The 23,546-nt window shown below is 72.8% G+C and carries 21 protein-coding genes and 1 riboswitch; of the genes, 5 read left to right on the plus strand and 16 right to left on the minus strand.

Annotated features, from left to right (window positions below; all coding sequences use genetic code 11):
• Positions 1 to 58: 58 nt before the first annotated feature.
• Entirely contained in the window at positions 59 to 1,201 is a 1,143-nt protein-coding gene (locus ACGF15_RS18985) for a glycosyltransferase family 4 protein (RefSeq protein ID WP_392800295.1), read from the minus strand.
• Between the two features lie 89 nt (positions 1,202 to 1,290).
• Here ACGF15_RS18985 and ACGF15_RS18990 point away from each other — a divergent pair, with 89 nt between their 5' ends.
• Positions 1,291 to 2,535 (plus strand): glycosyltransferase 87 family protein, encoded by a 1,245-nt coding sequence (locus ACGF15_RS18990; protein WP_392800298.1) that lies wholly within the window; start codon positions 1,291 to 1,293, stop codon positions 2,533 to 2,535.
• Here the strand turns inward: ACGF15_RS18990 and ACGF15_RS18995 are convergent.
• The 5 genes from ACGF15_RS18995 to ACGF15_RS19015 all read right to left on the minus strand — a co-directional run bounded on the left by ACGF15_RS18995 (position 2,492) and on the right by ACGF15_RS19015 (position 8,038).
• Positions 2,492 to 3,718 (minus strand): hypothetical protein, encoded by a 1,227-nt coding sequence (locus ACGF15_RS18995; protein WP_392800302.1) that lies wholly within the window; start codon positions 3,716 to 3,718, stop codon positions 2,492 to 2,494. The two genes, ACGF15_RS18990 and ACGF15_RS18995, sit on opposite strands and share 44 nt — an antisense overlap.
• Before the next feature lie 72 nt (positions 3,719 to 3,790).
• Complete coding sequence (locus ACGF15_RS19000; protein ID WP_345614585.1) at positions 3,791 to 4,804, minus strand: NlpC/P60 family protein; 1,014 nt, start codon at positions 4,802 to 4,804, stop codon at positions 3,791 to 3,793.
• A 246-nt stretch (positions 4,805 to 5,050) separates the two neighbouring features.
• Positions 5,051 to 6,073: an NlpC/P60 family protein gene (locus tag ACGF15_RS19005; RefSeq protein WP_345614584.1), complete on the minus strand. Its 1,023-nt coding sequence runs from the start codon at positions 6,071 to 6,073 to the stop codon at positions 5,051 to 5,053.
• Between the two features lie 321 nt (positions 6,074 to 6,394).
• Positions 6,395 to 7,762 carry an NYN domain-containing protein gene (locus tag ACGF15_RS19010; RefSeq protein WP_376427421.1) on the minus strand — a complete coding sequence of 456 codons (1,368 nt, stop codon included), beginning with the start codon at positions 7,760 to 7,762 and terminating at the stop codon, positions 6,395 to 6,397.
• A gap of 33 nt (positions 7,763 to 7,795) precedes the next feature.
• Positions 7,796 to 8,038 carry a hypothetical protein gene (locus ACGF15_RS19015; RefSeq protein ID WP_345614582.1) on the minus strand — a complete coding sequence of 81 codons (243 nt, stop codon included), beginning with the start codon at positions 8,036 to 8,038 and terminating at the stop codon, positions 7,796 to 7,798.
• Positions 8,039 to 8,187: 149 nt separating this feature from the next.
• Here ACGF15_RS19015 and ACGF15_RS19020 point away from each other — a divergent pair, with 149 nt between their 5' ends.
• Positions 8,188 to 8,922, plus strand: coding sequence for a rhomboid family intramembrane serine protease (locus ACGF15_RS19020; RefSeq protein WP_392800307.1), 735 nt, complete (start codon positions 8,188 to 8,190; stop codon positions 8,920 to 8,922).
• On the plus strand, positions 8,919 to 9,200 hold the full coding sequence (locus tag ACGF15_RS19025) for an Lrp/AsnC family transcriptional regulator (RefSeq protein WP_065488891.1): 282 nt from the start codon (positions 8,919 to 8,921) through the stop codon (positions 9,198 to 9,200). Before ACGF15_RS19020 ends, ACGF15_RS19025 begins: the two co-directional genes overlap by 4 nt.
• A 52-nt stretch (positions 9,201 to 9,252) precedes the next feature.
• Here ACGF15_RS19025 and ACGF15_RS19030 read toward each other — a convergent pair whose 3' ends face one another.
• The 6 genes from ACGF15_RS19030 to ACGF15_RS19055 all read right to left on the minus strand — a co-directional run bounded on the left by ACGF15_RS19030 (position 9,253) and on the right by ACGF15_RS19055 (position 16,559).
• The gene (locus ACGF15_RS19030) at positions 9,253 to 10,689 is read right to left on the minus strand and encodes an aminotransferase class V-fold PLP-dependent enzyme (protein WP_392800310.1); all 1,437 of its coding nucleotides are present in this window, start codon (positions 10,687 to 10,689) and stop codon (positions 9,253 to 9,255) included.
• A 247-nt stretch (positions 10,690 to 10,936) separates the two neighbouring features.
• Positions 10,937 to 11,054, minus strand: a riboswitch (SAM riboswitch).
• A gap of 89 nt (positions 11,055 to 11,143) precedes the next feature.
• Positions 11,144 to 12,208, minus strand: coding sequence for an anthranilate phosphoribosyltransferase (gene trpD, locus ACGF15_RS19035; RefSeq protein WP_345614579.1), 1,065 nt, complete (start codon positions 12,206 to 12,208; stop codon positions 11,144 to 11,146).
• Positions 12,209 to 12,337: 129 nt separating this feature from the next.
• Positions 12,338 to 13,969: a cytochrome bc complex cytochrome b subunit gene (locus ACGF15_RS19040; protein ID WP_392800313.1), complete on the minus strand. Its 1,632-nt coding sequence runs from the start codon at positions 13,967 to 13,969 to the stop codon at positions 12,338 to 12,340.
• Positions 13,966 to 15,042 (minus strand): ubiquinol-cytochrome c reductase iron-sulfur subunit, encoded by a 1,077-nt coding sequence (locus ACGF15_RS19045; protein ID WP_256527190.1) that lies wholly within the window; start codon positions 15,040 to 15,042, stop codon positions 13,966 to 13,968. The genes ACGF15_RS19040 and ACGF15_RS19045 overlap by 4 nt, the downstream gene beginning before the upstream one ends.
• Complete coding sequence (locus ACGF15_RS19050) at positions 15,039 to 15,848, minus strand: c-type cytochrome (RefSeq protein ID WP_256527191.1); 810 nt, start codon at positions 15,846 to 15,848, stop codon at positions 15,039 to 15,041. Before ACGF15_RS19050 ends, ACGF15_RS19045 begins: the two co-directional genes overlap by 4 nt.
• Before the next feature lie 90 nt (positions 15,849 to 15,938).
• Positions 15,939 to 16,559: a heme-copper oxidase subunit III gene (locus tag ACGF15_RS19055; protein WP_256527192.1), complete on the minus strand. Its 621-nt coding sequence runs from the start codon at positions 16,557 to 16,559 to the stop codon at positions 15,939 to 15,941.
• 169 nt (positions 16,560 to 16,728) lie between these two features.
• Between ACGF15_RS19055 and ACGF15_RS19060 the strand changes: the two genes are divergently transcribed.
• On the plus strand, positions 16,729 to 17,130 hold the full coding sequence (locus tag ACGF15_RS19060; RefSeq protein WP_256527193.1) for a hypothetical protein: 402 nt from the start codon (positions 16,729 to 16,731) through the stop codon (positions 17,128 to 17,130).
• A 121-nt stretch (positions 17,131 to 17,251) separates the two neighbouring features.
• Here the strand turns inward: ACGF15_RS19060 and ACGF15_RS19065 are convergent, their stop codons facing one another.
• The 4 genes from ACGF15_RS19065 to coxB form a co-directional block, all read right to left on the minus strand.
• Complete coding sequence (locus ACGF15_RS19065; RefSeq protein WP_345614577.1) at positions 17,252 to 18,511, minus strand: Ig-like domain-containing protein; 1,260 nt, start codon at positions 18,509 to 18,511, stop codon at positions 17,252 to 17,254.
• Between the two features lie 187 nt (positions 18,512 to 18,698).
• Entirely contained in the window at positions 18,699 to 19,097 is a 399-nt protein-coding gene (locus ACGF15_RS19070; protein WP_256527195.1) for a cytochrome c oxidase subunit 4, read from the minus strand.
• Positions 19,094 to 20,833, minus strand: a complete 1,740-nt coding sequence (gene ctaD, locus ACGF15_RS19075; RefSeq protein ID WP_392800321.1) for a cytochrome c oxidase subunit I — start codon at positions 20,831 to 20,833, stop codon at positions 19,094 to 19,096. Before ctaD ends, ACGF15_RS19070 begins: the two co-directional genes overlap by 4 nt.
• Entirely contained in the window at positions 20,830 to 21,801 is a 972-nt protein-coding gene (gene coxB / locus ACGF15_RS19080) for a cytochrome c oxidase subunit II (RefSeq protein ID WP_256527324.1), read from the minus strand. Before coxB ends, ctaD begins: the two co-directional genes overlap by 4 nt.
• A gap of 239 nt (positions 21,802 to 22,040) precedes the next feature.
• Between coxB and ACGF15_RS19085 the strand changes: the two genes are divergently transcribed.
• Complete coding sequence (locus ACGF15_RS19085) at positions 22,041 to 23,450, plus strand: aminotransferase class V-fold PLP-dependent enzyme (RefSeq protein WP_345609899.1); 1,410 nt, start codon at positions 22,041 to 22,043, stop codon at positions 23,448 to 23,450.
• The last annotated feature ends 96 nt before the right edge of the window (positions 23,451 to 23,546 follow it).

Raw genomic sequence — 23,546 nt, forward strand, 5'->3', positions numbered from 1 at the left:
GGCCCCCGCACGGCCCCGGCGGCCCGCCGCCGGGGCCCGGGCGTACCCGCGCCGGTCCCTACAGCAGCTCCTTCAGCCGCTCGGCCAGCAGGTCCCAGCGCCAGCGCTCCTCCACCCAGGCCCGGCCGCGCTCGCCCATGCGGCGGCGCAGCGCCGGGTCCTCCAGCAGGGCGGTGATCCGCTCGGCGGACTCCTCGGGGGCGCTCCCGCGCACCACCCAGCCCGTCTCGCCGTCGAGGACCGCGTCCGGCGCCCCGCCGGAGTCCCCCGCCACGACCGGCAGGCCGGTGGCCGAGGCCTCCAGGTAGACGATGCCGAGGCCCTCCACGTCCAGGCCCCCGCGCCGGGTGCGGCAGGGCATGGCGAAGACGTCCCCCGCGCCGTAGTGGGCGGGCAGCTCCGCCCAGGGCACGGCACCGGTGAAGCGCACCGAGCCGGCCACGCCCGTCTCCTCGGCGAGCCGGTGGAGCTCCCGCTCGTAGGGGCCCCCGCCGACGACCAGCAGGACGGCGTCGGGGACGGCGGACAGCACGGCGGGCATCGCGCGGATGAGCGTGTCCTGGCCCTTGCGCGGGACCAGCCGCGACACGCACACCACCACCGGGCGGTCGGCCAGGCCGAGCCGGGCGCGGACCTCGTCGCCCCCGGAGCCGGGGTGGAAGGTCTTCTCGTCGACGCCGGGCGGCAGCTGCACCATCCGCCCGGCGGCCTCCGGGGTGAGCGCCGAGGCGATCCTCGCGCGCGTGTACTCGCCCAGGTAGGTGAGCGTGTCCGTGCCCTCGCCGATCCGGCGCAGCAGCCCGCGGGCGACCGGCAGCTGCGCCCAGCCCGCCTCGTGCCCGTGGGTGGTGGCGACGATCCGCCGGGCGCCCGCCCGGCGCAGCGCGGGGGCCATCAGCCCGAGCGGGGCCGCGGCGCCGAACCACACCGAGGTGCAGCCGTGTTCGCGCAGCAGCCCCGCGGCCCGGCGGGTGACCCGGGGCGTCGGCAGCAGCATCGTGGCGCGGTCGCGGACGACGGTGAAGGGCTGCTCCTCGTCGAAGGCCCTGGTCGCCTCCGCGCCCTCCCGGCCCCGCTTCCAGGTGGAGGCGTAGACGACGAGCCGCCCGGGCTCCAGGCGCAGGGCCATGTTGTGGAGGAACGCCTGGATGCCACCGGGCCGGGGCGGGAAGTCGTTGGTCACGATCAGGGTCTTGTCCATCGCCGCCGACAGTACCGAACGCGTCCTCCACGGTCCGCGGGGCCCCGCCCGGCATGATGGGCCGCGGACGGCGGCGCGAGGGGGACGGCATGGCGAGGGCGGCGGTCCCCGGCGGGATGCTCGCACCGGCCGTCTGGGCGGGGACCCGGGCCCTGCTGCTGCTGTGCGCGGCGGGGGTGCTCGTCCTGCCGGGTCCGGACGTCACCAGCGACGTCGACGTCATCTACCGGGGCTGGTACGGGGTGCTGAGCCGGGGCGCCTACCCGGCCGACGACGTCACCTGGCAGTACCCGCCCGGTGCGGCGCTCGCGATCCTCTCCCCCGGCCTGCTGCGCCCGCTGGACTACGCCGCGGCCTTCACCGTGCTGCTGCTCCTGTGCGACCTGGCGGTCCTGGTGCTGGTGCACCGCGCGGGCCGGCGGGCGGGCACCCGGCGCGGCACCTGGACGTGGGTGGCGGGGGTGCCCCTGCTGGGGCCGACCGCCTACACCCGCTACGACCTGATGGTCACCGCGGTCGCGGTGGCGGCGCTCACCGCGGGGGTGCGGCGGCCGCGGGCCATGGGGGCGCTGGCCGCGTTCGGGGCGCTGGTGAAGGTGTGGCCCGCCCTGCTGCTGGTGGGCGTCCCCCGGGGACGGACGGCCCGCCGCTGCTTCACGGCGGCGCTGGTGGTGGCGGGGGCGGGCACGGCGGCGCTGGCGGCCGCGCTGCCGGGCGCGCTGGCCTTCGCCGCCTTCCAGCGGGACCGGGGGACGGAGGTGGAGTCCTTCGGGGCGCTGGTCTTCCACCTGGCACGGCACGCCGGCTGGGAGGGCGAGGTGCTGCTGAACTACGGGTCGGTGGAGTTCGTGGGCCCGTACGTCGGGCTGGTGAGCGGGCTGGCGCTGGCGGCGGCGGCAGCCGCGGGGGCCTGGCTGGTGGTGTGGCGGCTGAGGGCGCGCCGCTGGGGGCCCCAGGGGCCCGCGGACGCCGCCTTCGCGGCGGTGCTGCTGTTCACGGTCACCAGCCGGGTGCTCAGCCCCCAGTACCTGGTGTGGCTGGTGGGGCTGGCGGCGGTCTGCCTGGTGCACCCCCGGACGCGGATGGTGCGCCCGGCGCTGCTGGTGCTGGCGGCGACCGGGGTGACGCTGCTGGAGTTCCCCGTCCTCTTCGCCCATGTGGTGGCCGGCGACGCCCTGGGCGTGGCCCTGCTGGTGGTCCGCAACGGGCTGCTGGCGGCGGCCGCGCTGGGGGCCTGCCGGGGGCTGTGGCGGGCGACCTCGGCGGGGCGGGGCGGCACCGGGGGCGCGCTCAGCCGAGCCGCGCTCGCAGATGGTCGCGCCACTGCCCGGTGAACGCCTCCAGGGTGGTGCCCAGTTCCTGCCGGAGCGCGTGCTCGACGGCGCCCTCCCGGTGCCCGGCGGCGCCGACGGTGCGGTAGAAGGCCGTCAGCCGCTCCTCCCCCCAGCGCTCGGCGATGAGCGTGCAGGCGAGGCGTCCGCCCTCGTAGGCGCGGGCGAGGGCGTCCGCGTCGCCGCCGAAGGCGAAGTCCTCGTCCTCCGGCAGGGCCGCGGGTGTGCGCCCGGCCTGCACGGCCCGGTGCAGTGCGGGGGCGATCTGCGCATCGGTGCGGTCCGAGCCGCGGTAGGCGACCCAGTCGGCGAAGCCCTCCGACAGCCACAGGGGCGTGGCGGCGGAGGTGTCCGCGCGGGTGGCCACATGGGTGGTCTCGTGGGTCAGCACCACCTGCCGCCCGAGCTCGCCGAGGAGTGCGTAGGCCTCGGGGTTGACGACGACGCGGTCGGCCGGGGCGGCGGCGCCGGTCTCGGCCGTGGTGACGGCCGCGACGCCCCGGTAGCTCGCGGAGGGCCCCCCGAGCAGTCGCCCCATGTCCTCCAGCGAGGCGGGGACGAGCACCACGACCCGGCCGTCCCAGCCCTCGGGCCAGGCGTCCTCCACGGCGGGTACCGCCCGGTCGGCCGTCTCGGCCAGCTCCCGCAGCCGCTCCCGGTCCTGCCCGACGCCCAGCACCAGGCTGTCCGCGCCGCGCACGGCCCGTACCCCGCCCTGCTGCCAGAGCTGCTGGGCGGCGCCGGTGGCGGGCCGGTCGGCGGTGATGAGCCAGCGTCCGCCGCGCTCGGTCAGCTCCAGCACCCGGGAGGCGGTCATGGGCGCGGAGTCGTAGCCGTCGAGCCGGTAGCGCAGCTCGGCGTCGGCGACGGCCCTGCCGCCGTCGTGGCGCACACCCGCGAGGCGGTACTCCCAGGTGCCCACGGGCACCTCGGCCAGCCGGTCGAACTCCTCGCCCTGGGCGGTGCGCAGCTGCCGGTCGCCGGGGGCGAGGACCGCGAGGTAGCCGTCGCGGTCGCGGTCGAGGACGGCCTCCGCGCGGGCGTCCAGGGTGCGCTGGACGCCCTCGGCCGCCGGGTCCAGCGGGGACGGGGCGGGAGAGCAGGCGGGCAGGAGCAGCAGCGCGGCGAGGCCGAGCCCCGCCGTGCCGCGGATCACCGCGCGCCGGACGCGCCCCTGACCTGCCACCCTGCCGATCGTACGGAAGCGGCGGCGCGGGGGCCCGGCCCGGGACCGGCCCCGCCACGGCCCGGCCGCTCCTCAGACCCGGGTCACCGCGTGGACGGGCATCATGCCCACCGGGTCGTAGCGCACGGCCGCGCCCGGGTAGGGGGCGTGGACGACCTGCCCGTTGCCCATGTACATCCCGACGTGGCTGGCGTCGCCGCGGTAGGTGACGATGTCGCCGGGCCGGGCCTCGGACAGGGGGATGCGCCGCCCCGCGTTCGCCTGGCCCTGGGAGGTGCGGGGCAGCGCCACCCCCGCCTGGGCGTAGGACCACTGCACGAGGCCCGAGCAGTCGAAGCCGGAGGGCCCGTTGGCGCCCCACACGTACGGGCTGCCGACCGCGCCGCGGGCGGCCGCGGCGGCGGAGGAGGCGTGGCGGGACCCGGAGGCGAGGAGGACGGTCCCGGGCGCGCTCCCGTCCCGTGCGGAGCGCGAGGCGCGCTCGGCGGCGGGCAGCCGCTCCAGCAGCCGCCGCGCGTGCTCCAGCTTGCGTTCGACGCTGCGCTTGTGGCGGGCGACCGCCGAGCGGCTGCGCTCCAGCTCGGTCAGGTCGCGGGCCACCTCGGCCCGCTGCTGGTCCAGCTCGCGCTGCGCGTCCCGGAACTCCGCCAGGGTGCGGGCGTGGCGGTCGCCGAGCCGCTCCAGCGCGGCCGCCCGCTCCAGGTAGCTGTCCGGGTCGGAGGAGAGGAAGAGCTCCAGCGAGGGGTCGACTCCGGAGCGGTACTGCGCTCCGGCGACCGAACCGAGGGTGCGGCGCATCCCGTTGATGCGGTCCTGGCCCCGGGCGAGCCGGTCCCGGGCCCCCGAGACGCGCTCCCGGAGCCGTCCCGCGTCCTCGTCGGCCCGGTGGAAGCGCTCGGTGGCGCGCTCGGCCTCGGTGTAGAGGCGGTCGACCTCGGCGCGGGTGGCCGCGGCCGTCTCCCGGGGCTCGGCGCCCGCGGGGGCGGAGGCCAGGGCGGCGGCCGCGGTGGCCGCTGCCGCGGACAGCACGGTGACCCGGGCGCTCGCTGCGAGACCGGTCTGTGAGGGTCGGCGGTGGGACACCACGGGCCGCGCTCCCTTCCGCACGCGTCGCGGGGACGCAAGGACTGGGCATGTTGCGCGGCAGAGAGTAGCCGGGCCGTGACCCGGCGGCCAACGACCGCCGTGGGCGCGCACGGTGACGCCCCGTCGACGGACCACAGGTCATCGGCGGGGCGGGGCGTCAGCGGGAGGGCGGCGGAATTCGCCCGTTCGGACGGGTGGCGCGTCGGCCGGGCCGGGGCGTCCGCGCCGGACTCCGCGGTGCCTGCGTCAGATGCGCACGCCGAACTGGAACGGCATGTTGTTGATCGACTCGTAGCGCACGTTGGCGCCGGGCTTCGGGGCGTGCAGCACCTGGCCGTTGCCGGCGTAGAAGCCGACGTGGTGCAGGTCGCCGTAGAAGATGACCAGGTCGCCCTGCTTGAGTTCGCTCTGCGAGAGGCGGGTACCGGCGTTGGCCTGGGCCTGCGAGGTGCGCGGGATGGAGACGCCCGCCTGGGCGAAGGCCCAGGAGGTGAGGCCGGAGCAGTCGAAGGAGCTGGGGCCGGAGGCGCCGTAGACGTAGGGCGAGCCGACCTTGGACTGGGCGGCGGCGAAGGCGGAGGAGGCCCGCTGGGAGGCGGGGACGGCCGGGCCGAGGTCGGCGCGCTCGCTGGCGCGGTCGGCGCGGGTCTCCTCCTCGGCCAGGGCGGTCCGCTCGGCGGCGGTGAGGGAGTTCAGGAGCTTCTGCGCGTCGGCGAGCTTGCTCTGGACCTCCTGCTTCTTCTCGCCGAGCTCGGTCCGGGTCTCCTCCAGGTCCTTGAGCTTGCCCTGGGCCTCCTGGCGCTGCTGGGCGAGGATGCGCTGCTTGGACTGGATCTCCTGGATGGCGGCGGTCTGCTTGGCGCCGAGCTGGTCCAGGGCGGAGGCCTTGTCCAGGTAGGTGTCCGGGTCCCCGGAGAGGAAGAGCTGCACGGAGGGGTCGATGCCGCCGGAGCGGTACTGCGCGCTGGCGACCGAGCCGAGGCTGTCCCGGAGGGTGTTGAGCTCCTCCTGGCCGCGGGCCACCTTGTCCTGGAGGGCGTCGATCTGCTCGGAGAGCTTGTCCTGCTTCTCCTTGGCCCCGTTGAACTTCTCGGTGGCCTTCTCGGCCTCCTCGTAGAGCTTGTCGACCTTCTCCTTGACCTCGCTCTTGCTCGGGGTCGGATCGGCCTGGGCGCTCTGGGCGGTGAGGGCGACGGCGGCTGCGGCGGTCGCGGTGAGCACGGTCACTCGGGCGCGGCTCGGCTGCTTGGGACGACGGTGGGACGCCACGAAGGCGAGCTCCTTCTGCCTCGAGCCGCCTACCGGGCCTGCGTGGGGCACCCAGCCCCCGGCGTCCGCACGTCGCAGCCCCGGGACGGAGAGGTCGAACTGTACGAACTCGGCGGTTCCTTCGCTGCCACCCCGGCTGGGTGAGCGACCGCGCGAAGGTTCGAGCCCAGACCCTAGTGACCTTCCTGTGATCACTTCAAATCCTCATCGGGAAAATCTCCCCCGGACACACCATTCTTTACCCTCACCCCACGCGCCGTAGTGGAAACCTGACGCACCGTCCCCCACAAGGCGCACCAATTCGGGCATGTGCGGCGAGAGTTACGAGAGGCGCGAAAGGCGCTTCAGGAGCAAGAGGGACGCGACCGGCCGGGCACCGGCCTTGGCCACCCCGTCGGCCACCTCGCGGTCGGTGGAGGCCACCACCACCGGCCGCCCCGGCGGCTCGGCGCGGACCAGCTGGCGGATCAGCTCGTCGGCGGTGACACCCGGCTTGGAGAAGAGCACCCGCACCCCGCGCGGCGGGGCCAGCAGCACCGGGGCGGCCAGCTCGGCGCCGTCGAAGACGCAGGTCACCTCCGCCCCCGTGCGGGCCGCCAACCCGGACAGGCCGCCCAGCAGCCGGAGCCGCTGCTTCTCCAGCGGCATGGTGGGGTAGCCGGTCTTGGTGACGTTGTAGCCGTCCACCACCAGGTGCGCCTGGGGCAGTTCGAGGAGCTGGTCCAGCAGCGCCGGGTCGGTCTCCGACAGCGCCCGCGCGGCGATGTCCTTGGGCGACATCCGGCCCGGCTCCACCGCGTCCACCGTGTCCGCCGGATGCATGCCCGCCGGGGGCAGCGCCAGCTCCCTGCGCAGCCCCTGGGCGGCGTCCAGGACGGTGTCCAGAAGCAGCCGCAGGCGCATGTCCTCGACGGAGCGCCCCTCGCGGGCCGCACGGCGCCCGGCCTCCACGGCCGCCTCCGCCTCGCCCAGGCGCGCCTTCAGCCGCCGGGTCTCGCTCTCCGCGGCCGACACCTGCGCGGCCGCCTGCGCCCGCACCGACTCGATCTCGGAGGCCGAGCGCCGCAGCGCGGCCTCGCCCCGCTTGACGTCCGCCTGCGCGCTGCGCAGCTTGCGGGCGAGGGAGTCGCCCTCCTTGCGGGCCGCCTCCAGCTCCGCGCGCAGCCGGTCGGTCTCGGACCTGACCTGGCCGCGGGCCTCGGCGAGCTCCGCCCGCAGCCGCTCCAGCTCGCGCCGGCCCTCCTCCTCGACCCGCTCGGCGTCCGCGCGCTCGACCTCCTCGCCCGCGGCCGCGACGAGTTTCACCCACCCGGCGGGGCGCAGCACATAGGCGGCGGCCGCCACGTCCACCGGGTCGGCCGCCCCGGGCGGCGCCCCCGCCTCCAGCGCCCCGGCCAGCTCCGGCTGGCCCTTCGCGAGCCGCTCGGCCACGCGCCGGCGGAAGACGGGGTCGCCGTCGAGCGCGGCCGCCATGGCGTTCCCGGCGAACCTGGCCCTGCGGGTCGGGGTGAACCGGGCGTACTGCCGCAACTGGGGCGGGAGTTCGGCGACGGTCAGGCTGCCGAAGGCGTCGGACACCAGGGCGACGACCCGCCGCCGGACACCCTCGGGCAGCGGGCGGTCGAGGGCCTCCGCGGCGCCTGCGGCCGCACCGGCCGGTTCCGCGTCGCCTGCGGGCTGCTCCACGATCCGTCACCCCTACACCCTCAGGGGGCCGCTCTCTCAGGAAGCGGCGCCCGGCCTGTCCACCAGCTCGATCTGGTCCACCGCGTTGCACCAGCGGCAGCGGACCGACTCGATGGTCTCACTGACCACGTCGCGCTCCTCCACCGTCGGCTCCCCCGCGAGGTCGAGGTGGACGTACTCCACGACCTTGGACGAGCGGGTGACGTCGAAGCGGGTGAGGTTGCCGCAGAGCGTGCAGCGCCACCGGGTGTCGGCCGTCGGCGTGGGAACCGTCGTCATCGTGCCGTCCTTTTCGTCTCACGGTGCCGGGACCCGCGGTGCGCCGTCGAACTGCGGATGTACTCCCTGCAACCCTACGGCCTCACGGGTACCCGCGGTCACGGCGAGGCACGCTGTACCGTTTCCTCCCGCTGCGCCATGCTCTGTCCATGATCGGTCGGTGGCCCCCTGCGAGCGGAGCCGTCACCGGGGCGGTGCGCACCCCGGTGGCGACCTACGCCCTGATCGCCCTGTGCTGCGCGCTCTTCGCCGTCAGCCCCGTCTCCGGGCTGAACCCGGCCCACGGGGGTGCGGAGCAGCTGCTGGAGGCGCAGTCCTCCTACTTCGCCCGCTGGGGGGTGGTCCCCGCGGAGCTGCTGTCCGGTTCGCCCCGGGCACTGCTGACCCCGCTGACCGCACCGTTCGTCCACGGCAGTTGGCTGCACCTGCTCGGCAACATGCTCTTCCTCTACGTCTTCGGAGCGATGACCGAGGAGCGCATGGGGCGCAGCGGCTTCGTCCTGTTCTACCTCGGCACGGGCTATGTCGCCCTGCTGGTGTACGCGGTGGCCAACGCCGAGTCGGCACAGACGCTGGTGGGCGCCTCGGGAGCCATCTCGGCGGTCCTGGGCGCCTTCCTCCACCTCTTCCCCCAGGCACGGGTGACCAGCCTCTTCCCCTTCCTCTTCTTCGTTCCGCTGCGCTTCCCGGCCTGGGCCGTGCTCGTCTTCTGGTTCGCGGTCCAGTGGGTGGCGGCGCAGAACGCCGGGCCCGGCCCGGGCGTCGCCTATCTCGCGCACCTGGCCGGGTTCACCACCGGCTTCCTCTTTGCCTGGGGCCGCTTCCGGCCGGGGGCTAGAGTGAGGGCGTCTACAGCGGCCAGCGAGGGAGAAGGCAAGCCGTGATCACTGCGATCGTGCTCATCAAGACCAGCGTGGACCGCATCCCCGAGATCGCCGAGTCGATCGCCGCGCTGGACAGCGTCAGCGAGGTCTTCTCGGTGACCGGGACGTACGACCTGATCGCCATGGTCCGGGTGGCGCGGCACGACGACCTCGCCGACGTCATCCCCGGGCGCATCAGCAAGATCCCGGGTGTCGAGGGCACCGACACCCACGTCGCCTTCCGGACGTACTCGCAGCACGACCTGGAGGCCGCGTTCGCGATCGGCCTCGACGCCTGAGCCCCGGGAGCCGCCCGGCCGCTCCCGCCCGGCCGGGCCCGGGGCGGGGCGGTCAGCCGCGGTCCGGCACGCAGCGGCTGCCCTCGGTGCGGTAGCGCAGGCGCGCGCCGTCGCGGACCAGTTCCCGCACCGCGGCCAGGAAGCGCGCGATGTGCTCGTCGGGGGTCCCCGCGCCGAAGCTCACCCGGACGGCGTTCAGCGGCGCCGAGCCCCCGGGCGCCGGCTCCGGGGCCCCGCACTCCCCCGCCTCGCCCCGGCCCGCGCCGAGCAGCGTGCGCACCAGCGGATGGGCGCAGAACAGGCCGTCGCGGACGCCGATCCCGTACTCGGCGGAGAGGGCCGCCGCGACGTGGGAGCTGTTCCAGCCGTCGACGGTGAAGGACAGCACGCCCACCCGCGGCGCGTCGTCCCCGAACAGCGACAGCACCCGGACCTGGGGGATGTCCGCCAGCCCCGCGCGCACCTCGGCGACCAGGCGCTGCTCCCGGGCGACGAGGCCGGGGAAGCCCGCCTCGGTCAGCGCCCGGCAGGCGGAGGCGATGGCGTAGGCGCCGATCACGTTCGGCGAGCCCGCCTCGTGCCGGGCCTCGGTGGTGTGCCACTCCACGTCGAGCCCGCCGGCTCCCCCGCCCTCCGGGCGCCGGGCCACGGTGCGCGAGGCGCCACCGCCCGCGAGGTAGGGCTCGGCGGCCCGCAGCCAGTCCGCCCGCCCGGCGAGCACGCCCGAGCCGAACGGCGCGTACAGCTTGTGCCCGGAGAGGGCCACCCAGTCCGCGCCGGTCTCCCGCAGGGACACCGGGTGGTGCGGCGCGAGCTGGGCGGCGTCCAGCACGATGCGGGCGCCGTGGGCGTGGGCGGCGGCGGCCAGCTCCCGCACCGGCCAGAGCTCGCCGGTCACGTTGGAGGCGCCGGTGACGCAGACCAGGGCCGGTCCGTGGGGGTCCCGGTCGGCGAGTGCCCGCTCCAGGGCGCGCACCGCCCCGTCGGGCGTGCGGGGCGCGTCGAGGACGGTCAGCTGCGCACCGCGCCAGGGCAGCAGGGAGGCGTGGTGCTCGGTCTCGAAGACGAACACCCGGCAGCCGGCGGGCAGGGCGGAGGCGAGCAGGTTGAGCGAGTCGGTGGTGGAGCGGGTGAACAGGAGCTGGTCGTCCTCGCGGCAGTCGAGGAAGGTGCGCACGGCCGCCCGGCTGCTCTCGAAGAGGTCGGTGGACAGCTGGGAGAGGTACCCGGCACCGCGGTGGACGCTGCCGTAGTACGGGGCGTAGGCGGCGACGTCGTCCCAGACCCGCTGGAGCGCCGGGGCGCTGGCCGCGTAGTCGAGGGCCGCGTAGCCGATCTCCCCGCCGGTCGCCAGGGGCACGGTGACGTCCCGGCCGAGGACGGCGAGCGGCCCGGGGCGACAGACGCCGCCGTCGGCGGCGGCGGGGGCCGGGGCGCGGCGGGCGGAGGGGGCGGCGGTGGCGGTGGCGGTGGCGGGGCGCACGGACATGGCGGAGTCTCCCGGCGGGAAGGGCGAACGGGCGGCGACGACCCGTCGCGGCGTACGGGGATGCCTCGACGCACACGCGGAAGGGGTGTGCGGAGGGGGCGGGGAGGGAGCCCGGGGGCGCCTCCCGGGCGTGGTTCGAGCGGGCGCCGCCGTCCGCGGCAGGGCGGGACGGGGCCGTCGAACGACGCCCTAGCGCATTCGCTTGCTCACGGGACAGCTCCTCGACCAGGACCCCGGAGCGGTGAGGGGTCCGCGCTTGCCGCAGACCTCGCTGCCTGCGGCCTGGTCTTCACCCGGGGCACCCCGCCACGGACGGAGGGTTGCCGGACAGCGGGCCGGGGCCGTGGTCGCTGTCACTCATGACCTTGGTGAGCATCCTGCCACACGTGCGGGACGCCACGGGCGCGGGGTCCGCCATCCGGACCCCGCCCCCGCACCGCCGCGTCCGCGGACCTCAGGCGTTGCTGGCGGCCACCCAGCGCTCCAGGGCGGCCCGGGCCTCGCCCGAGTCGATGGACCGCGCCGCCCGCGCCACCCCGGCCGCGAGCTGCTCGTCCAGGGTGCCGTCGGTGGGCTCCAGGGCCACCAGCGCGGCCGCCGCGTTGAGCAGCACGGCGTCGCGCACCGGTCCGGTCTCCCCGCCGAGCAGCCGGCGGGCCACATCGGCGTTGTAGGAGGCGTCCGCGCCCCGCAGCGCCTCCACGGGCACCAGGTCGATCCCGATGTCCCGGGGGTCGAAGCGCTCCTCGCGGACGGCGCCGTCCCGTACGACCCACACGCGGGAGGTGGCGGTGGTCGTCAGTTCGTCCAGGCCGTCGTCGCCCCGGAAGACCAGGGCGGAGGAGCCCCGGGCGGCGAGCACCCCGGCCATGATGGGCGCCATGCGGGCGTCGGCGACACCGGTCGCCTGGGCCTTCACCCGGGCCGGGTTGGTCAGCGGGCCCAGGAAGTTGAAGACGGTGCGGATGCCCAGCTCCCTGCGGGCGGAGGCCACATGCCGCAGCGCCGGGTGGAAGCGCACCGCGAAGCAGAAGGTGATGCCCGCCTCCTCGGCGACCTCCGCCACCCGCCGGGGGGTGAGCTCCAGGTTGACGCCGAGCTTCTCCAGGACGTCGGAGGCGCCGCTCGCCGAGGAGGCCGCCCGGTTGCCGTGCTTGACCACCTTGGCCCCGGTGCCGGCGACCACGATCGCGGACATGGTGGAGATGTTGACCGTCCTGGCGCCGTCCCCGCCGGTGCCGACGATGTCGACGGTGCGGCCGGGCACCTCGATCAGGTTGGCGTGCGCGTACATGGTGCGGACCAGTCCGGAGATCTGCTCCACGGTCTCGCCCTTGGCGCGCAGGGCGACGGCGAAGCCGGCGATCTGCGCGTCGGTGGCCTCGCCCCGCAGGATCCGGTCCATGGCCCACGCGGTGGCCTCGGCGCCCTGGCCGCTCTCGTCGAGGACGGCGTTCAGCACGGCGGGCCAGGAGAGGTCCGCCACGCTGTCGCCGCCGTCCGGGGTCACAACGTTCATGGTCCGCTCCTGGGGTCCACAGCCAATGGGGTTCGGGTTCCACCCTATCCAGCGCCGGACGGCCCGAAGGGCCCCGTCCAGCGGATGGACGGGGCCCTTCGGGCGTGTGGCGACGCGTGTGCCGGGGGGTCAGTGGTGGCCGTGGCCGCTGGTGATCTCCCGGTACTCCTCGGACGTGGGCTTGGCGACCTGGTTGTCGCCGCCGTAGTAGCCCTTGTTGAGCTTGACGCGCAGCTTCTCCATGCGCCCGATCTTGCGGCGCACGCCGTTCTCGTCGACCTCGGGACCGAGCTCGGCCGGGGCGTACTGCTCGTGCGCCGTCAGCTTGTAGCGGTCGGCCTGCGAGAGCGGCTCGTGGACCTCGACGAACTCACCGTGCGGGAGGCGCTTGATGATGCCGGACTCGCGCCCGTGCAGCACCTTCTCCCTGTCGCGGCGCTGGAGGCCGAGGCAGATGCGCTTGGTGATGACGAAGGCGAGGACCGGTCCGACGAAGTACGCGATGCGGACGAACCAGGTGATCGCGTTGATCGACATGTGGAAGTGCGTCGCGAAGATGTCGTTTCCACCGCCGAGCAGCATGATCACGTAGGCGGTGACCCAGGCGACACCGAGCGCGGTGCGCGTCGGCGCGTTGCGCGGGCGGTCCAGGATGTGGTGCTCGCGCTTGTCGCCGGTGATCCAGGACTCGATGAACGGGTAGAGCGCGATCGCCCCGAGGACGAGCCCGAAGACCAGCAGCGGGATGAACACGCCCAGGACCAGGGTGTGGCCCCAGAGGTTGATCTCCCAGCCCGGCATCACACGGATCAGGCCCTCGGCGAAGCCCATGTACCAGTCCGGCTGGGCGCCCGTGGACACCTGGTCCGAGCGGTAGGGGCCCAGCGCCCAGATCGGGTTGATCGTGAACAGCGCGGAGATGATCGCGATCAGGCCGAAGACCAGGAAGAAGAAGCCTCCCGCCTTGGCCATGTAGACCGGCAGCAGCGGCATGCCGACGACGTTCTTGTTGGTCTTGCCGGGGCCCGCGAACTGCGTGTGCTTGTGGTAGAAGACCAGGATCAGGTGCGCCACCACGAGGCCGAGCATGATGCCCGGCAGCAGCAGGATGTGCATCGAGTAGAACCGGGCGATGATGTCGTGGCCCGGGAACTCCCCGCCGAACAGGAACATCGAGATGTAGGTGCCGACGATCGGCACCGACAGGATCGCGCCCTGCGTGAAGCGCACACCGGTGCCGGAGAGCAGGTCGTCCGGGAGCGAGTAGCCGGTGAAACCGGTGAACATGCCGAGGACGAACAGCAGGAAGCCGAACAGCCAGTTGATCTCGCGCGGCTTGCGGAACGCGCCGGTGAAGAAGACGCGCATCATGTGCACGAACATGCCCGCGAGGAAGATCAGCGCGGCCCAGTGGTGGATCTGCCGGATGAGCAGGCCGCCGCGGACGTCGAAGCTGATGTCCAGGGTCGAGGCGTACGCCTCGGTCATGCGGATGCCCTGCATCGGCACGTACGAGCCGTGGTACTCGATCTCGTTCATGCTCGGGTGGAAGAACAGCGTCAGGTACACACCCGTGAGGATGATGATGATGAAGCTGTAGAGGCAGATCTCACCCAGCATGAAGGACCAGTGGTCCGGGAAGATCTTCCGCATGTTGGCCTTGGCCAGGGAGTAGATCCCCAGCCGGCCGTCGGCCCAGTCGGCGACCTTCTCGCCGGCCGGTGCCTTCTTGTTGCTGTCTGTTGCCGTTGCAGTACTCATCCGCGCTCCCAGAAGGCAGGACCGACGGGCTCTTCGAAGTCGCCGAGCGCCTCGAGGTTGCCCTCGGCGTTCACACCGATCCGCAGCTGCGGCAGCGGGTGGCCGGCCGGGCCGAAGATGACGCGGGCGCCGTCGGACAGGTCGAAGGTGGACTGGTGGCACGGGCACAGCACGTGGTGCGTCTGCTGCTCGTACAGGCTGATCGGGCAGCCGACGTGGGTGCAGATCTTCGAGTACGCCACGATGCCCTCGTGCGACCACTCGAGCTCGCGCTTGTCCTTGATGTCCTCCGGCTGGATCCGGACGATCATCAGGGCGGCCTTGGCGATCTCGGTGTTGAAGTCGTGGTCGTCCTCCTCCAGGCCCTCGGGCATGGCGAAGGTCAGCGAGCCGACCGTGATGTCCTCGGGACGCAGCGGCTCGTTGGTGTTCATGTTGATGAGCTGCTTGCCCTTGGCCCACAGCGTCTTGCGCAGCTTGTCCTCGGGCAGCGGGCCGAGCTCGCGCAGCAGCACCACGCCGGAGAGCGGGACCATGGCCAGCGCGCCGAACATGGTGTTGCGGATGAGCTTGCGCCGGCCGATGGCGGACTCGCGCGCGCCGTCGGCGAAGTCCGACATGACCTTCGCCTTGACCTCGGGCGCCGCCTCGATCGGGTGACGGTCGTCGGCGACCTCGACGTCGGACATCAGGGTGCGCGCCCAGTGGACGGCACCGGCGCCGATGCAGAACAGCGCGAGGCCCAGGGTCAGGCCCAGCGAGAAGTTCAGCGCGCTGATGTGGCCGAGCGGCCAGACGTAGATGATCTTGTCGATGTCGAAGATCACGAACGAGGCGATGAAGCCGACCGTGGCCAGCATCGACAGCGTGAACAGCAGCGCGACGGTGCGCTCGCTGCGCTTGGCCGCCCGCTCGTCGATGTCCTGGATGCGCGGCTTGTGGGCCGGCAGCCCCGGGTCGGCGAGCGGGTCCTCGTCGTGCTGGACGACGGTCGTGCCGCCGGCGTGTGCCGCGTCGTGCGCGGAGCCCTGCTCTGCGGGCAGGTTCTCTTCAGGATTCTCTTGGCTACTCATGACTTCTTGGCCTTAGCGGTGTGGGCCGCAACCCAGACGGCAACAGCGATCAGCGAGCCCAGACCGAAGATCCAGCCGAACAGACCCTCGCTCACCGGGCCGAGGCCGCCGAGGCCGAAGCCGCCGGGAGACGGGGTGTCGTCGCTGTTCACGGCCTTGACGTAGGCGATGATGTCCCGCTTCTCCTGCTCGGGCATCACGGTGTCCGGGAAGGACGGCATGTTCTGCGGGCCGGTCTGCATGGCCTCGTAGAGGTGCTTGGGGCTGACGCCGTCGAGCGCCGGGGCGTACTTGCCCTCGGTCAGCGCACCGCCCTTGCCGGTGAAGTTGTGGCACTGGGCGCAGTTGGTGCGGAAGAGCTCGCCGCCGTTGGCGATGTCCGCCTCGGCCGGGTCGAACTGCTCCTCGGTCGGAGTGATCGGTCCGGCGCCCAGGGAGGCGACGTACGCCGCGAGCTGGTCGATCTCCGTCTGGGAGTAGATGTTCTTCTTCTTCGGCACCTGCGCGCCGGGCTGCATGGCGGGCATCCGGCCGGTGCCGACCTGGAAGTCGACCGCGGCGGAGCCCACGCCGACCAGGGAGGGACCGTCGCTGGTGCCCTGACCGCCGGTTCCGTGGCAGCTGGCGCAGCCCACGGTGTAGAGCTTCTGGCCCTCCTTGATGGCGAGGGACTGGGCGGTCTCATCGGCCTGCGCCTTGTCCGCGGGTGCGAACGCGGCGTACAGCCCCCCAGTGGCCGCCAGCGCGAGGAGTAGGACGACGACCGCCGCCAGCGGATGGCGTCGTCGTGCGGAGAGCTTTTTCACGGATTACCCCGGTGTCAGGATCTTCTGCGTCGATGCTTCTGGACTGTGTCTGCTTCGGGCGGCTCGGCTCCGGGCCGGCGCCTCCGCCGTTTACTTGATCAGGTAGATCGTGGCGAAGAGGCCGATCCAGACGACATCGACGAAGTGCCAGTAGTAGGACACGACGATGGCGGCGGTTGCCTGCTCGTGGGTGAACCTCCTGGCCGCGTACGTCCTGCCGAGGACCAGCAGGAAGGCGATGAGGCCGCCTGTCACGTGGAGGCCGTGGAAGCCCGTCGTCAGGTAGAACACCGAGCCGTACGGGTCGGACGAGAGGGAGAGCCCCTCGTGCTTGACCAGCTCGGTGTACTCGAAGACCTGGCCGCCGATGAAGACCGCGCCCATCACGAACGTGATGATGAACCACGTCCGGAGCTTCTTCACATCGCCCCGCTCCGCGGCGAAGACGCCGAGCTGGCAGGTGAGTGAGGAGAGCACCAGGATCGTGGTGTTGGTCGCCGAGAACGGCAGGTTCAGCGTGTCGGCCTTCTCTGACCAGAACTCGGCACCCGTCACCGATCGCAGGGTGAAGTACATCGCGAAGAGGGCCGCGAAGAACATCAGCTCGGAACTCAACCAGATGATGGTTCCGACGCTGGTGAGGTTCGGCCGATTGACCGACGGGTGCGCGTGCCCGGTTTCTACTGTCGTTGCTGTCGCCACGACCGACATTATGTCGGTCGCTTATCCCGCCCTCACTCCGGGGGTGCCGTTCGGTGTGTCCGTGGGCGCTGTCCAGCCCGAACGGCCCATCGAAGGGCTGTCCGAACCGGTGTTGACAGCGGGTCGGGGGGAGTAGCATCCGCGTCCACAGGCTCTGTTCGTACGAGGCGGAGGAACCATGCAGTCGAGCGCCACGGTCCTGGTCTACAGCGACGACGCGAACACGCGCGAACAGGTGCGCCTCGCGGCCGGGCGCAGGCCGGCCGCCGACGTGCCGCCGGTGGAGTTCGTGGAGTGCGCGACGCTCCCGGCCGTCCTGAAGGCCCTGGAGCAGGGCGGGGTGGACGCCTGCGTCCTGGACGGCGAGACGGTCCCCGCGGGCGGCATGGGGGTCTGCCGGCAGATCAAGGACGAGATCTACGACTGCCCGCCCGTGCTGCTGCTCATGGGCCGCCCGCAGGACGCCTGGCTGGCCACCTGGAGCCGGGCCGAGGCGGCCGTCACCCTGCCGGTGGAGCCGGTGGAGCTGGCCGAGGCCCTGGCCTCGCTGCTGCGCGAGCGGCTCTCCTCGGGCGTCTGAGGGGGTCCGGGCCGCCCTCGCGGCCTCCGCCCCCCTCGGGCCCGCCGGGCCCGAGGGGGGCGCGCACGGGGCCGTGGAGCGGTCTCCTCCCCGGCCGGACGTCGCGGGCACCCGGGCCGGGCTACAGGGCCACGGGCCGCAGACGGGCCGTGGCGGCGCTGGGACCGGTGTCCTCGGCGGTGCCCCCGGTCAGCGCGGAGCCCTCGCGCCACTTCTCCCAGGACAGGTTCCACTCCCCGAACCCGTTCCCGAACGGGGTCATCATGTCGCCGTAGCTGTTGACGACGGAGACGATGTCCCCCTGGCGGACGGTCTCGAAGAACCACTTGGCGTTCGCCATCGACATACCGGTGCAGCCGTGGCTGACGTTCGCGGCGCCGTGCGAGCCGACCGACCAGGGCGCGGCGTGCACGTACTCCCCGCTCCAGGTGACCCGGGTGGCCCAGTAGACCGGCAGGTCGTAGGACTCGGAGCTGCCCGCGGCGATGCCGATGCTGGTGCTGCGCATCCGGACGTAGGACTCCTTGCCGAGCACCACCTTGACCCCGTTGCGGGTGTCGAAGCCGGGCTTGCCGGTGGTCACCGGAATGGTGTTGATCACTTCTCCGTTCCGCTTGACCACCATGGTGTGGGCGGCGGCGTCGGTGACCGCCTCGATGCGGTCGCCTATGGAGAGTTCGAGCGGCTTCGAGGGGCCGCCGTAGAGCTGGCCGGTCACCTTGACGCCCTTGAGGTTGCTGGAGGCGGTGACCGTCGCCCCGCTGGGCCAGTACTCCCTCGGCCGGTAGTGGAGCGTCTTGTCGTCCACCCAGTACCAGGAGCCCTCCACGGCGGGCCGGGAGGTCACCTTGAGGGCGCGCTCGACGGTGCGCCGGGCGTCCTCGTCCTTGACGGCCAGGCTGAGCTTGGCGGTGACCGGCTGGCCCACGCCGTAGGTGCCGGCCTCGGGGCCGAACTCGGCGGCCAGGAAGCGCTCGGCGGGCTTCGTCTCGAAGGTCAGCACCCGGACGCCGGGGGCTCCGTCCTCGTCCTCGGTGGAGACCCGCACGGTGTAGCGGGCACCGGCCGCGAGCGGGGCCGTGGAGCGCCAGCGGACGCCGTCGGCGGAGAGCTCGCCGGCGAGGAAGCGCCCGGCGTCGTCCGTCACGGTGACGTCGGTGATCCGGCCGCCCTCACCCTTGGCGGTGATCTCCAGCGGCTTGTCCGGGTCGACCTTGCGGCCGTCGGTCTCGGTGTTGAAGGCGATCTGCCGCGCGGCGTCGTAGGGCTGCGCGGAGAGCGGGTGGGCGTCGGGGTCGCCGCACGCGGTCGCGACCGTCCCGAGGGTCACGACCAGCAGGATGCCTCCGACTGCGGTACGGAATCGCGGCGTGTGGTTCATGAGCACACGCTATGGACGGCTGTCAGCAGCGGCGCGCTGGATGACTCCGAACGAGGAGCCCTCAACCACCTTTCCGGAGTGACGAAGGGCCCGGAACCGCCTCGCCGAGCGAGGCGGTTCCGGGCCCTCGGGCCGTCCGACGGGGCGGACGGTGCGCCGTTCGCGGCACCGGGTCTAGGACACGGTGCTACTGGTTCTGGTTCTCACCGCGGTAGTACTCGAACACCCAGCCGAAGATGCCGATCAGGATGACGGGCAGCGAGAAGTAGAGCAGCCACCAGCCCATCGCCACGCCCAGGAAGGCGAGCGCACCGCCGATCGCCAGCGACAGCGGCTGCCAGCTGTGCGGGGAGAAGAACCCGACCTCGCCGGACTCGTCCGCGACGTCGGCCTCCTTGTCGTCCTGCGCCATCTGGTCGACCCGCCGGGCCGTGAAGGCCAGGTAGTAGCCGATCATGGCCGCCAGGCCGAAGGCCAGGAAGAGTGCGGTGGTTCCGACCGGCTCCTTCGACCAGACGCCGTACAGGACGGCGACGGCCAGGATGAAGACGCTCAGCCAGAGGAACATCTTGCCCTGGATCTTCACTTGCTCTCCTCCTTGCCGCCGGCCACGGCCCCGGCCGGGACGCCGCCGTGCTCGAGCTGGTCGAGCGCCGCGATCTCCGGGTGGTGCAGGTCGAACGCGGGCGATTCGCTGCGGATGCGGGGCAGGGTGAGGAAGTTGTGCCGCGGCGGCGGGCAGGACGTGGCCCACTCAAGCGAGCGGCCGTAGCCCCACGGGTCGTCGACCTCGATCTTCTTGCCGTACTTGGCGGTCTTCCAGACGTTGTACATGAACGGAAGCATCGACAGGCCCAGCACGAAGGAGCTGATGGTCGAGATCGTGTTCAGGGCGGTGAAGCCGTCGGCCGCCAGGTAGTCGGCGTAGCGCCGCGGCATGCCCTCCGCGCCCAGCCAGTGCTGGACCAGGAAGGTGCCGTGGAAGCCGATGAACAGCGTCCAGAAGGTGATCTTGCCGAGGCGCTCGTCCAGCATCTTGCCGGTGAACTTGGGCCACCAGAAGTGGAAGCCGGCGAACATCGCGAAGACCACGGTGCCGAAGACGACGTAGTGGAAGTGCGCCACCACGAAGTAGGAGTCGGAGACGTGGAAGTCCAGCGGCGGCGAGGCCAGGATGACACCGGTCAGACCACCGAAGGTGAAGGTGACCAGGAAGCCGATCGTCCAGAGCATCGGTGTCTCGAAGGACAGCGAGCCCTTCCACATCGTGCCGATCCAGTTGAAGAACTTCACACCGGTCGGTACCGCGATGAGGAAGGTCATGAACGAGAAGAACGGCAGCAACACTCCGCCGGTCACGTACATGTGGTGGGCCCACACGGTCACGGAGAGGCCGGCGATCGCGATCGTCGCCCCGATCAGGCCGATGTAGCCGAACATCGGCTTGCGGGAGAAGACCGGGATGATCTCCGAGACGATGCCGAAGAACGGCAGCGCGATGATGTACACCTCGGGGTGGCCGAAGAACCAGAAGAGGTGCTGCCACAGCAGGGCGCCGCCGTTGGCCGCGTCGAAGATGTGGCTGCCGAACTTGCGGTCCGCCTCCAGCGCGAACAGGGCCGCGGCGAGGACCGGGAAGGCGAGCAGGACCAGCACACCGGTCAGCAGCACGTTCCAGGTGAAGATCGGCATCCGGAACATCGTCATGCCGGGCGCGCGCATGCAGATGATCGTGGTGATGAAGTTGACCGATCCGAGGATGGTGCCGAAGCCGGAGAAGGCCAGGCCCATGATCCACATGTCGGCGCCCACACCCGGCGAGCGGACCGCGTCGTTCAGCGGCGCGTAGGCGAACCAGCCGAAGTCGGCCGCGCCCTGCGGGGTGAGGAAGCCGGCCACCGCGATCAGCGAGCCGAAGAGGTAGAGCCAGTAGGCGAACATGTTCAGCCGCGGGAACGCCACGTCGGGCGCACCGATCTGGAGCGGCATGATCCAGTTCGCGAAACCCGCGAACAGCGGGGTGGCGAACATCAGCAGCATGATCGTGCCATGCATGGTGAACGCCTGGTTGAACTGCTCGTTGGACATGATCTGCGTGCCCGGACGAGCGAGCTCGGCGCGCATCACGAGCGCCATCACTCCGCCGATGCAGAAGAACACGAACGACGTGACGAGGTAGAGCGTGCCGATCGTCTTGTGGTCGGTGGTGGTCAGCCACTTGACGACGACGTTGCCGGGCTGCTTGCGCCGGACGGGCAGCTCGTTCTCGTACGAGTCTTCACCTGCCGCGGCGGCACCCTGGGGTTCGTTGAGGATGCTCACAGTTGGTTCTTCTCCGCATTCCTGGCCGGGTCAGACTGCTCGATGCCCGACGGGATGAAGCCGGTCTGCCCCTTCTCGGCGAGCTCCTCCAGGTGCTGCTGGTAGCGCTCCGGGGAGACGACCTTGACGTTGAAGAGCATCCGGGAGTGGTCCACGCCGCAGAGCTCGGCGCACTTGCCCAGGAAGGTGCCCTCCGCGTTCGGGGTCACCTCGAACACGTTGGTGTGGCCCGGGATGACGTCCTGCTTGAACAGGAAGGGGACGACCCAGAAGGAGTGGATGACGTCCCGGGAGGTCAGGACGAAACGGACCTTCTCCCCCTTCGGCAGCCACAGCGTGGGGCCGGGGTTGCCCGTCTGCGGGTTCCGGGTGCCCGGGATGCCCGCGTCGTAGACACCCTCGGCTCCCGCGGGGAAGTCGTTGGTGTACTTGTCCGGGATCGCGTTCAGTTCCGCGCTGGCGGCGGCGTCACCGGTGGCCGGGTCGCCGTCCACGTCCTCGAGGTAGTTGAAGCCCCAGCTCCACTGGTAGCCGACCACGTTGATGGTGTGGGCGGGCTTGTCGGAGAGCTCGAGAAGCTTCGACTCATCACGCGCGGTGAAGTAGAAGAACACCGAGACGATGATGATCGGGACCACGGTGTACAGCGCCTCGATGGGCATGTTGTACCGGGTCTGCGGGGGGACCTCCACCTTGGTGCGGCTACGGCGGTGGAAGAAGACACTCCACAGGATCAGACCCCACACCAGCACGCCCGTGGCGAGCGCAGCCGCCCACGAGCCCTGCCAGAGGGAGAGGATCCGCGGGGCCTCCTCCGTCACCGGGGTAGGCATCCCGAGGCGGGGGAAGTCCTCCCAGTTGTATGAGCAACCGGAGGCGGTAGCCAGGATCAGGCCCGCAGTCAGCACCTGCGGCAGCTTCCGCCGCATCGGGCGCCGCGACGAGCGGTCGGAGCCGTTGGGACTCACGTAGCGCCTTCCCGAGAGTCTCGGCCCGCGCGGCCGGGCTGCGGCCGTCTCGCTGGTCGGTCGCCGGCCCTGACGCGGGCAGGGGTTTGGATGTTTATGCGGACCAAACCCTACTGGACGCTATTTGGGGTCGCGCGGGGAGGGTGCCCAACGCGCCGCCCGACACCCCGAAGGGGTGGAACGCCCCACTCCAGGGCCCATCTGACGCCCTGACTCCGGTCCGGCGCTAGCGTGTCGGCGTGCCCTACTTCGACGCCGCATCCTCCGCTCCGCTCCACCCCGTCGCACGTCAGGCCCTGCTGGCCGCACTGGACGAGGGCTGGGCCGATCCGGCCCGCCTCTACCGCGAGGGCAGGCGGGCGCGGATGCTCCTCGACGCGGCCCGGGAGGCGGCGGCGGAGGCGGTCGGCTGCCGACCGGACGAACTCGTCTTCACTCCATCGGGGACACGCGCCCTCCACACGGGAGTCTCGGGCGCCCTCGCCGGGCGCCGGCGCGTCGGGGCGGGACTGGTGGTCTCCGCCGTGGAGCACTCGGCCGTGCTGCACGCCGCCGCCGCCCACCGGGCGGGCGGCGGCGAGGTGACCGAGGTCGGCGTGGACCGCACCGGTGCCGTGCCCGCCGGCGCCTTCGCCGAGGCGCTGCGGGAGGGCACCGCGCTGGCGTGCCTGCAGTCCGCCAACCACGAGGTGGGCACCGTGCAGCCGGTGGCGGAGGCGGCAGCCGCGTGCCGGTCGGCGGGGGTGCCGCTGCTGGTGGACGCCGCGCAGTCGCTGGCCTGGGGCCCGGTGGACGGGCCCTGGTCCCTGCTGGCCGCCAGCGCCCACAAGTGGGGCGGGCCTTCCGGCGTCGGCCTGCTGGCCGTCCGCAAGGGCGTCCGCTTCGCACCGCAGGGGCCGGGCGACGAACGCGAGTCGGGCAGGTCGCCGGGGTTCGAGAACATCCCGGCGGTCGTGGCCGCCGCCGCCTCGCTGCGCGCGGTGCGGGCCGAGGCGGCGGCGGAGGGCGCCCGGCTGCGGGCCCTGGTGGACCGGATCCGGGAGCGGGTGCCGGTGCTGGTGCCGGACGTGGAGGTGGTGGGCGATCCGGTGCGGCGGCTGCCGCACGTGGTGACCTTCTCCTGCCTCTACGTCGACGGGGAGACGCTGCTGCACGAGCTGGACCGCTCCTCCTTCTCCGTCTCCTCCGGCTCCTCGTGCACCAGCAGCACGCTGACGCCGAGCCATGTGCTGCGCGCGATGGGGGTCCTGTCGGAGGGCAACGTGCGGGTCTCGCTCCCGCCGGGCACCTCGCCCGCCGACGTGGACCGCTTCCTTGAGGTGCTCCCGGGGGTGGTCTCCGCGGCGCGGGAGCGGCTGGGCGCCCCCGCGCACGGGCCGGCGGCGGAGCGGGCCGCCCCGGCGGGTGCGGACGGCGAGGAGGCGGCGCTGGTCGTGGACGCCCTGGGGCGGCGCTGCCCGATCCCGGTCATCGAGCTGGCCAGGGTGATCGGCGACGTGCCCGTCGGGGGGACCGTCACGGTCCTGTCCGACGACGCGGCGGCCCGGCTGGACATCCCCGCGTGGTGCGCGATGCGGGACCAGGAGTACGTGGGCGAGCGGGCCGCGGAGGCCGGGGGCGTGGCCTACACGGTCCGCCGCCGGGTGTAGGCGGCGGGCCCGCCGGGGGCAGGCGGCGCGCCCGGTGCCGCGGGCGGCTCGCGGCCACCGGGGGCAGGGCCCTGCCCGCGCCCCGGCCGGAGCCGC

Origin of the sequence: Streptomyces sp. NPDC048001, from assembly GCF_043203115.1 — a bacterium.
Taxonomy (GTDB): domain Bacteria; phylum Actinomycetota; class Actinomycetes; order Streptomycetales; family Streptomycetaceae; genus Streptomyces; species Streptomyces sanyensis.

Coding starts and splice junctions, on each gene's coding strand:
- ACGF15_RS18985 (WP_392800295.1), bottom strand. CDS start 1,201: ATGGACAAGACCCTGATCGTGACCAACGACTTCCCGCCCCGGCCCGGT.
- ACGF15_RS18990 (WP_392800298.1), top strand. CDS start 1,291: ATGGCGAGGGCGGCGGTCCCCGGCGGGATGCTCGCACCGGCCGTCTGG.
- ACGF15_RS19015 (WP_345614582.1), bottom strand. CDS start 8,038: ATGACGACGGTTCCCACGCCGACGGCCGACACCCGGTGGCGCTGCACG.
- ACGF15_RS19020 (WP_392800307.1), top strand. CDS start 8,188: ATGATCGGTCGGTGGCCCCCTGCGAGCGGAGCCGTCACCGGGGCGGTG.
- ACGF15_RS19030 (WP_392800310.1), bottom strand. CDS start 10,689: ATGTCCGTGCGCCCCGCCACCGCCACCGCCACCGCCGCCCCCTCCGCC.
- trpD (WP_345614579.1), bottom strand. CDS start 12,208: ATGAACGTTGTGACCCCGGACGGCGGCGACAGCGTGGCGGACCTCTCC.
- ACGF15_RS19040 (WP_392800313.1), bottom strand. CDS start 13,969: ATGAGTACTGCAACGGCAACAGACAGCAACAAGAAGGCACCGGCCGGC.
- ACGF15_RS19045 (WP_256527190.1), bottom strand. CDS start 15,042: ATGAGTAGCCAAGAGAATCCTGAAGAGAACCTGCCCGCAGAGCAGGGC.
- ACGF15_RS19055 (WP_256527192.1), bottom strand. CDS start 16,559: ATGTCGGTCGTGGCGACAGCAACGACAGTAGAAACCGGGCACGCGCAC.
- ACGF15_RS19060 (WP_256527193.1), top strand. CDS start 16,729: ATGCAGTCGAGCGCCACGGTCCTGGTCTACAGCGACGACGCGAACACG.
- ACGF15_RS19065 (WP_345614577.1), bottom strand. CDS start 18,511: ATGAACCACACGCCGCGATTCCGTACCGCAGTCGGAGGCATCCTGCTG.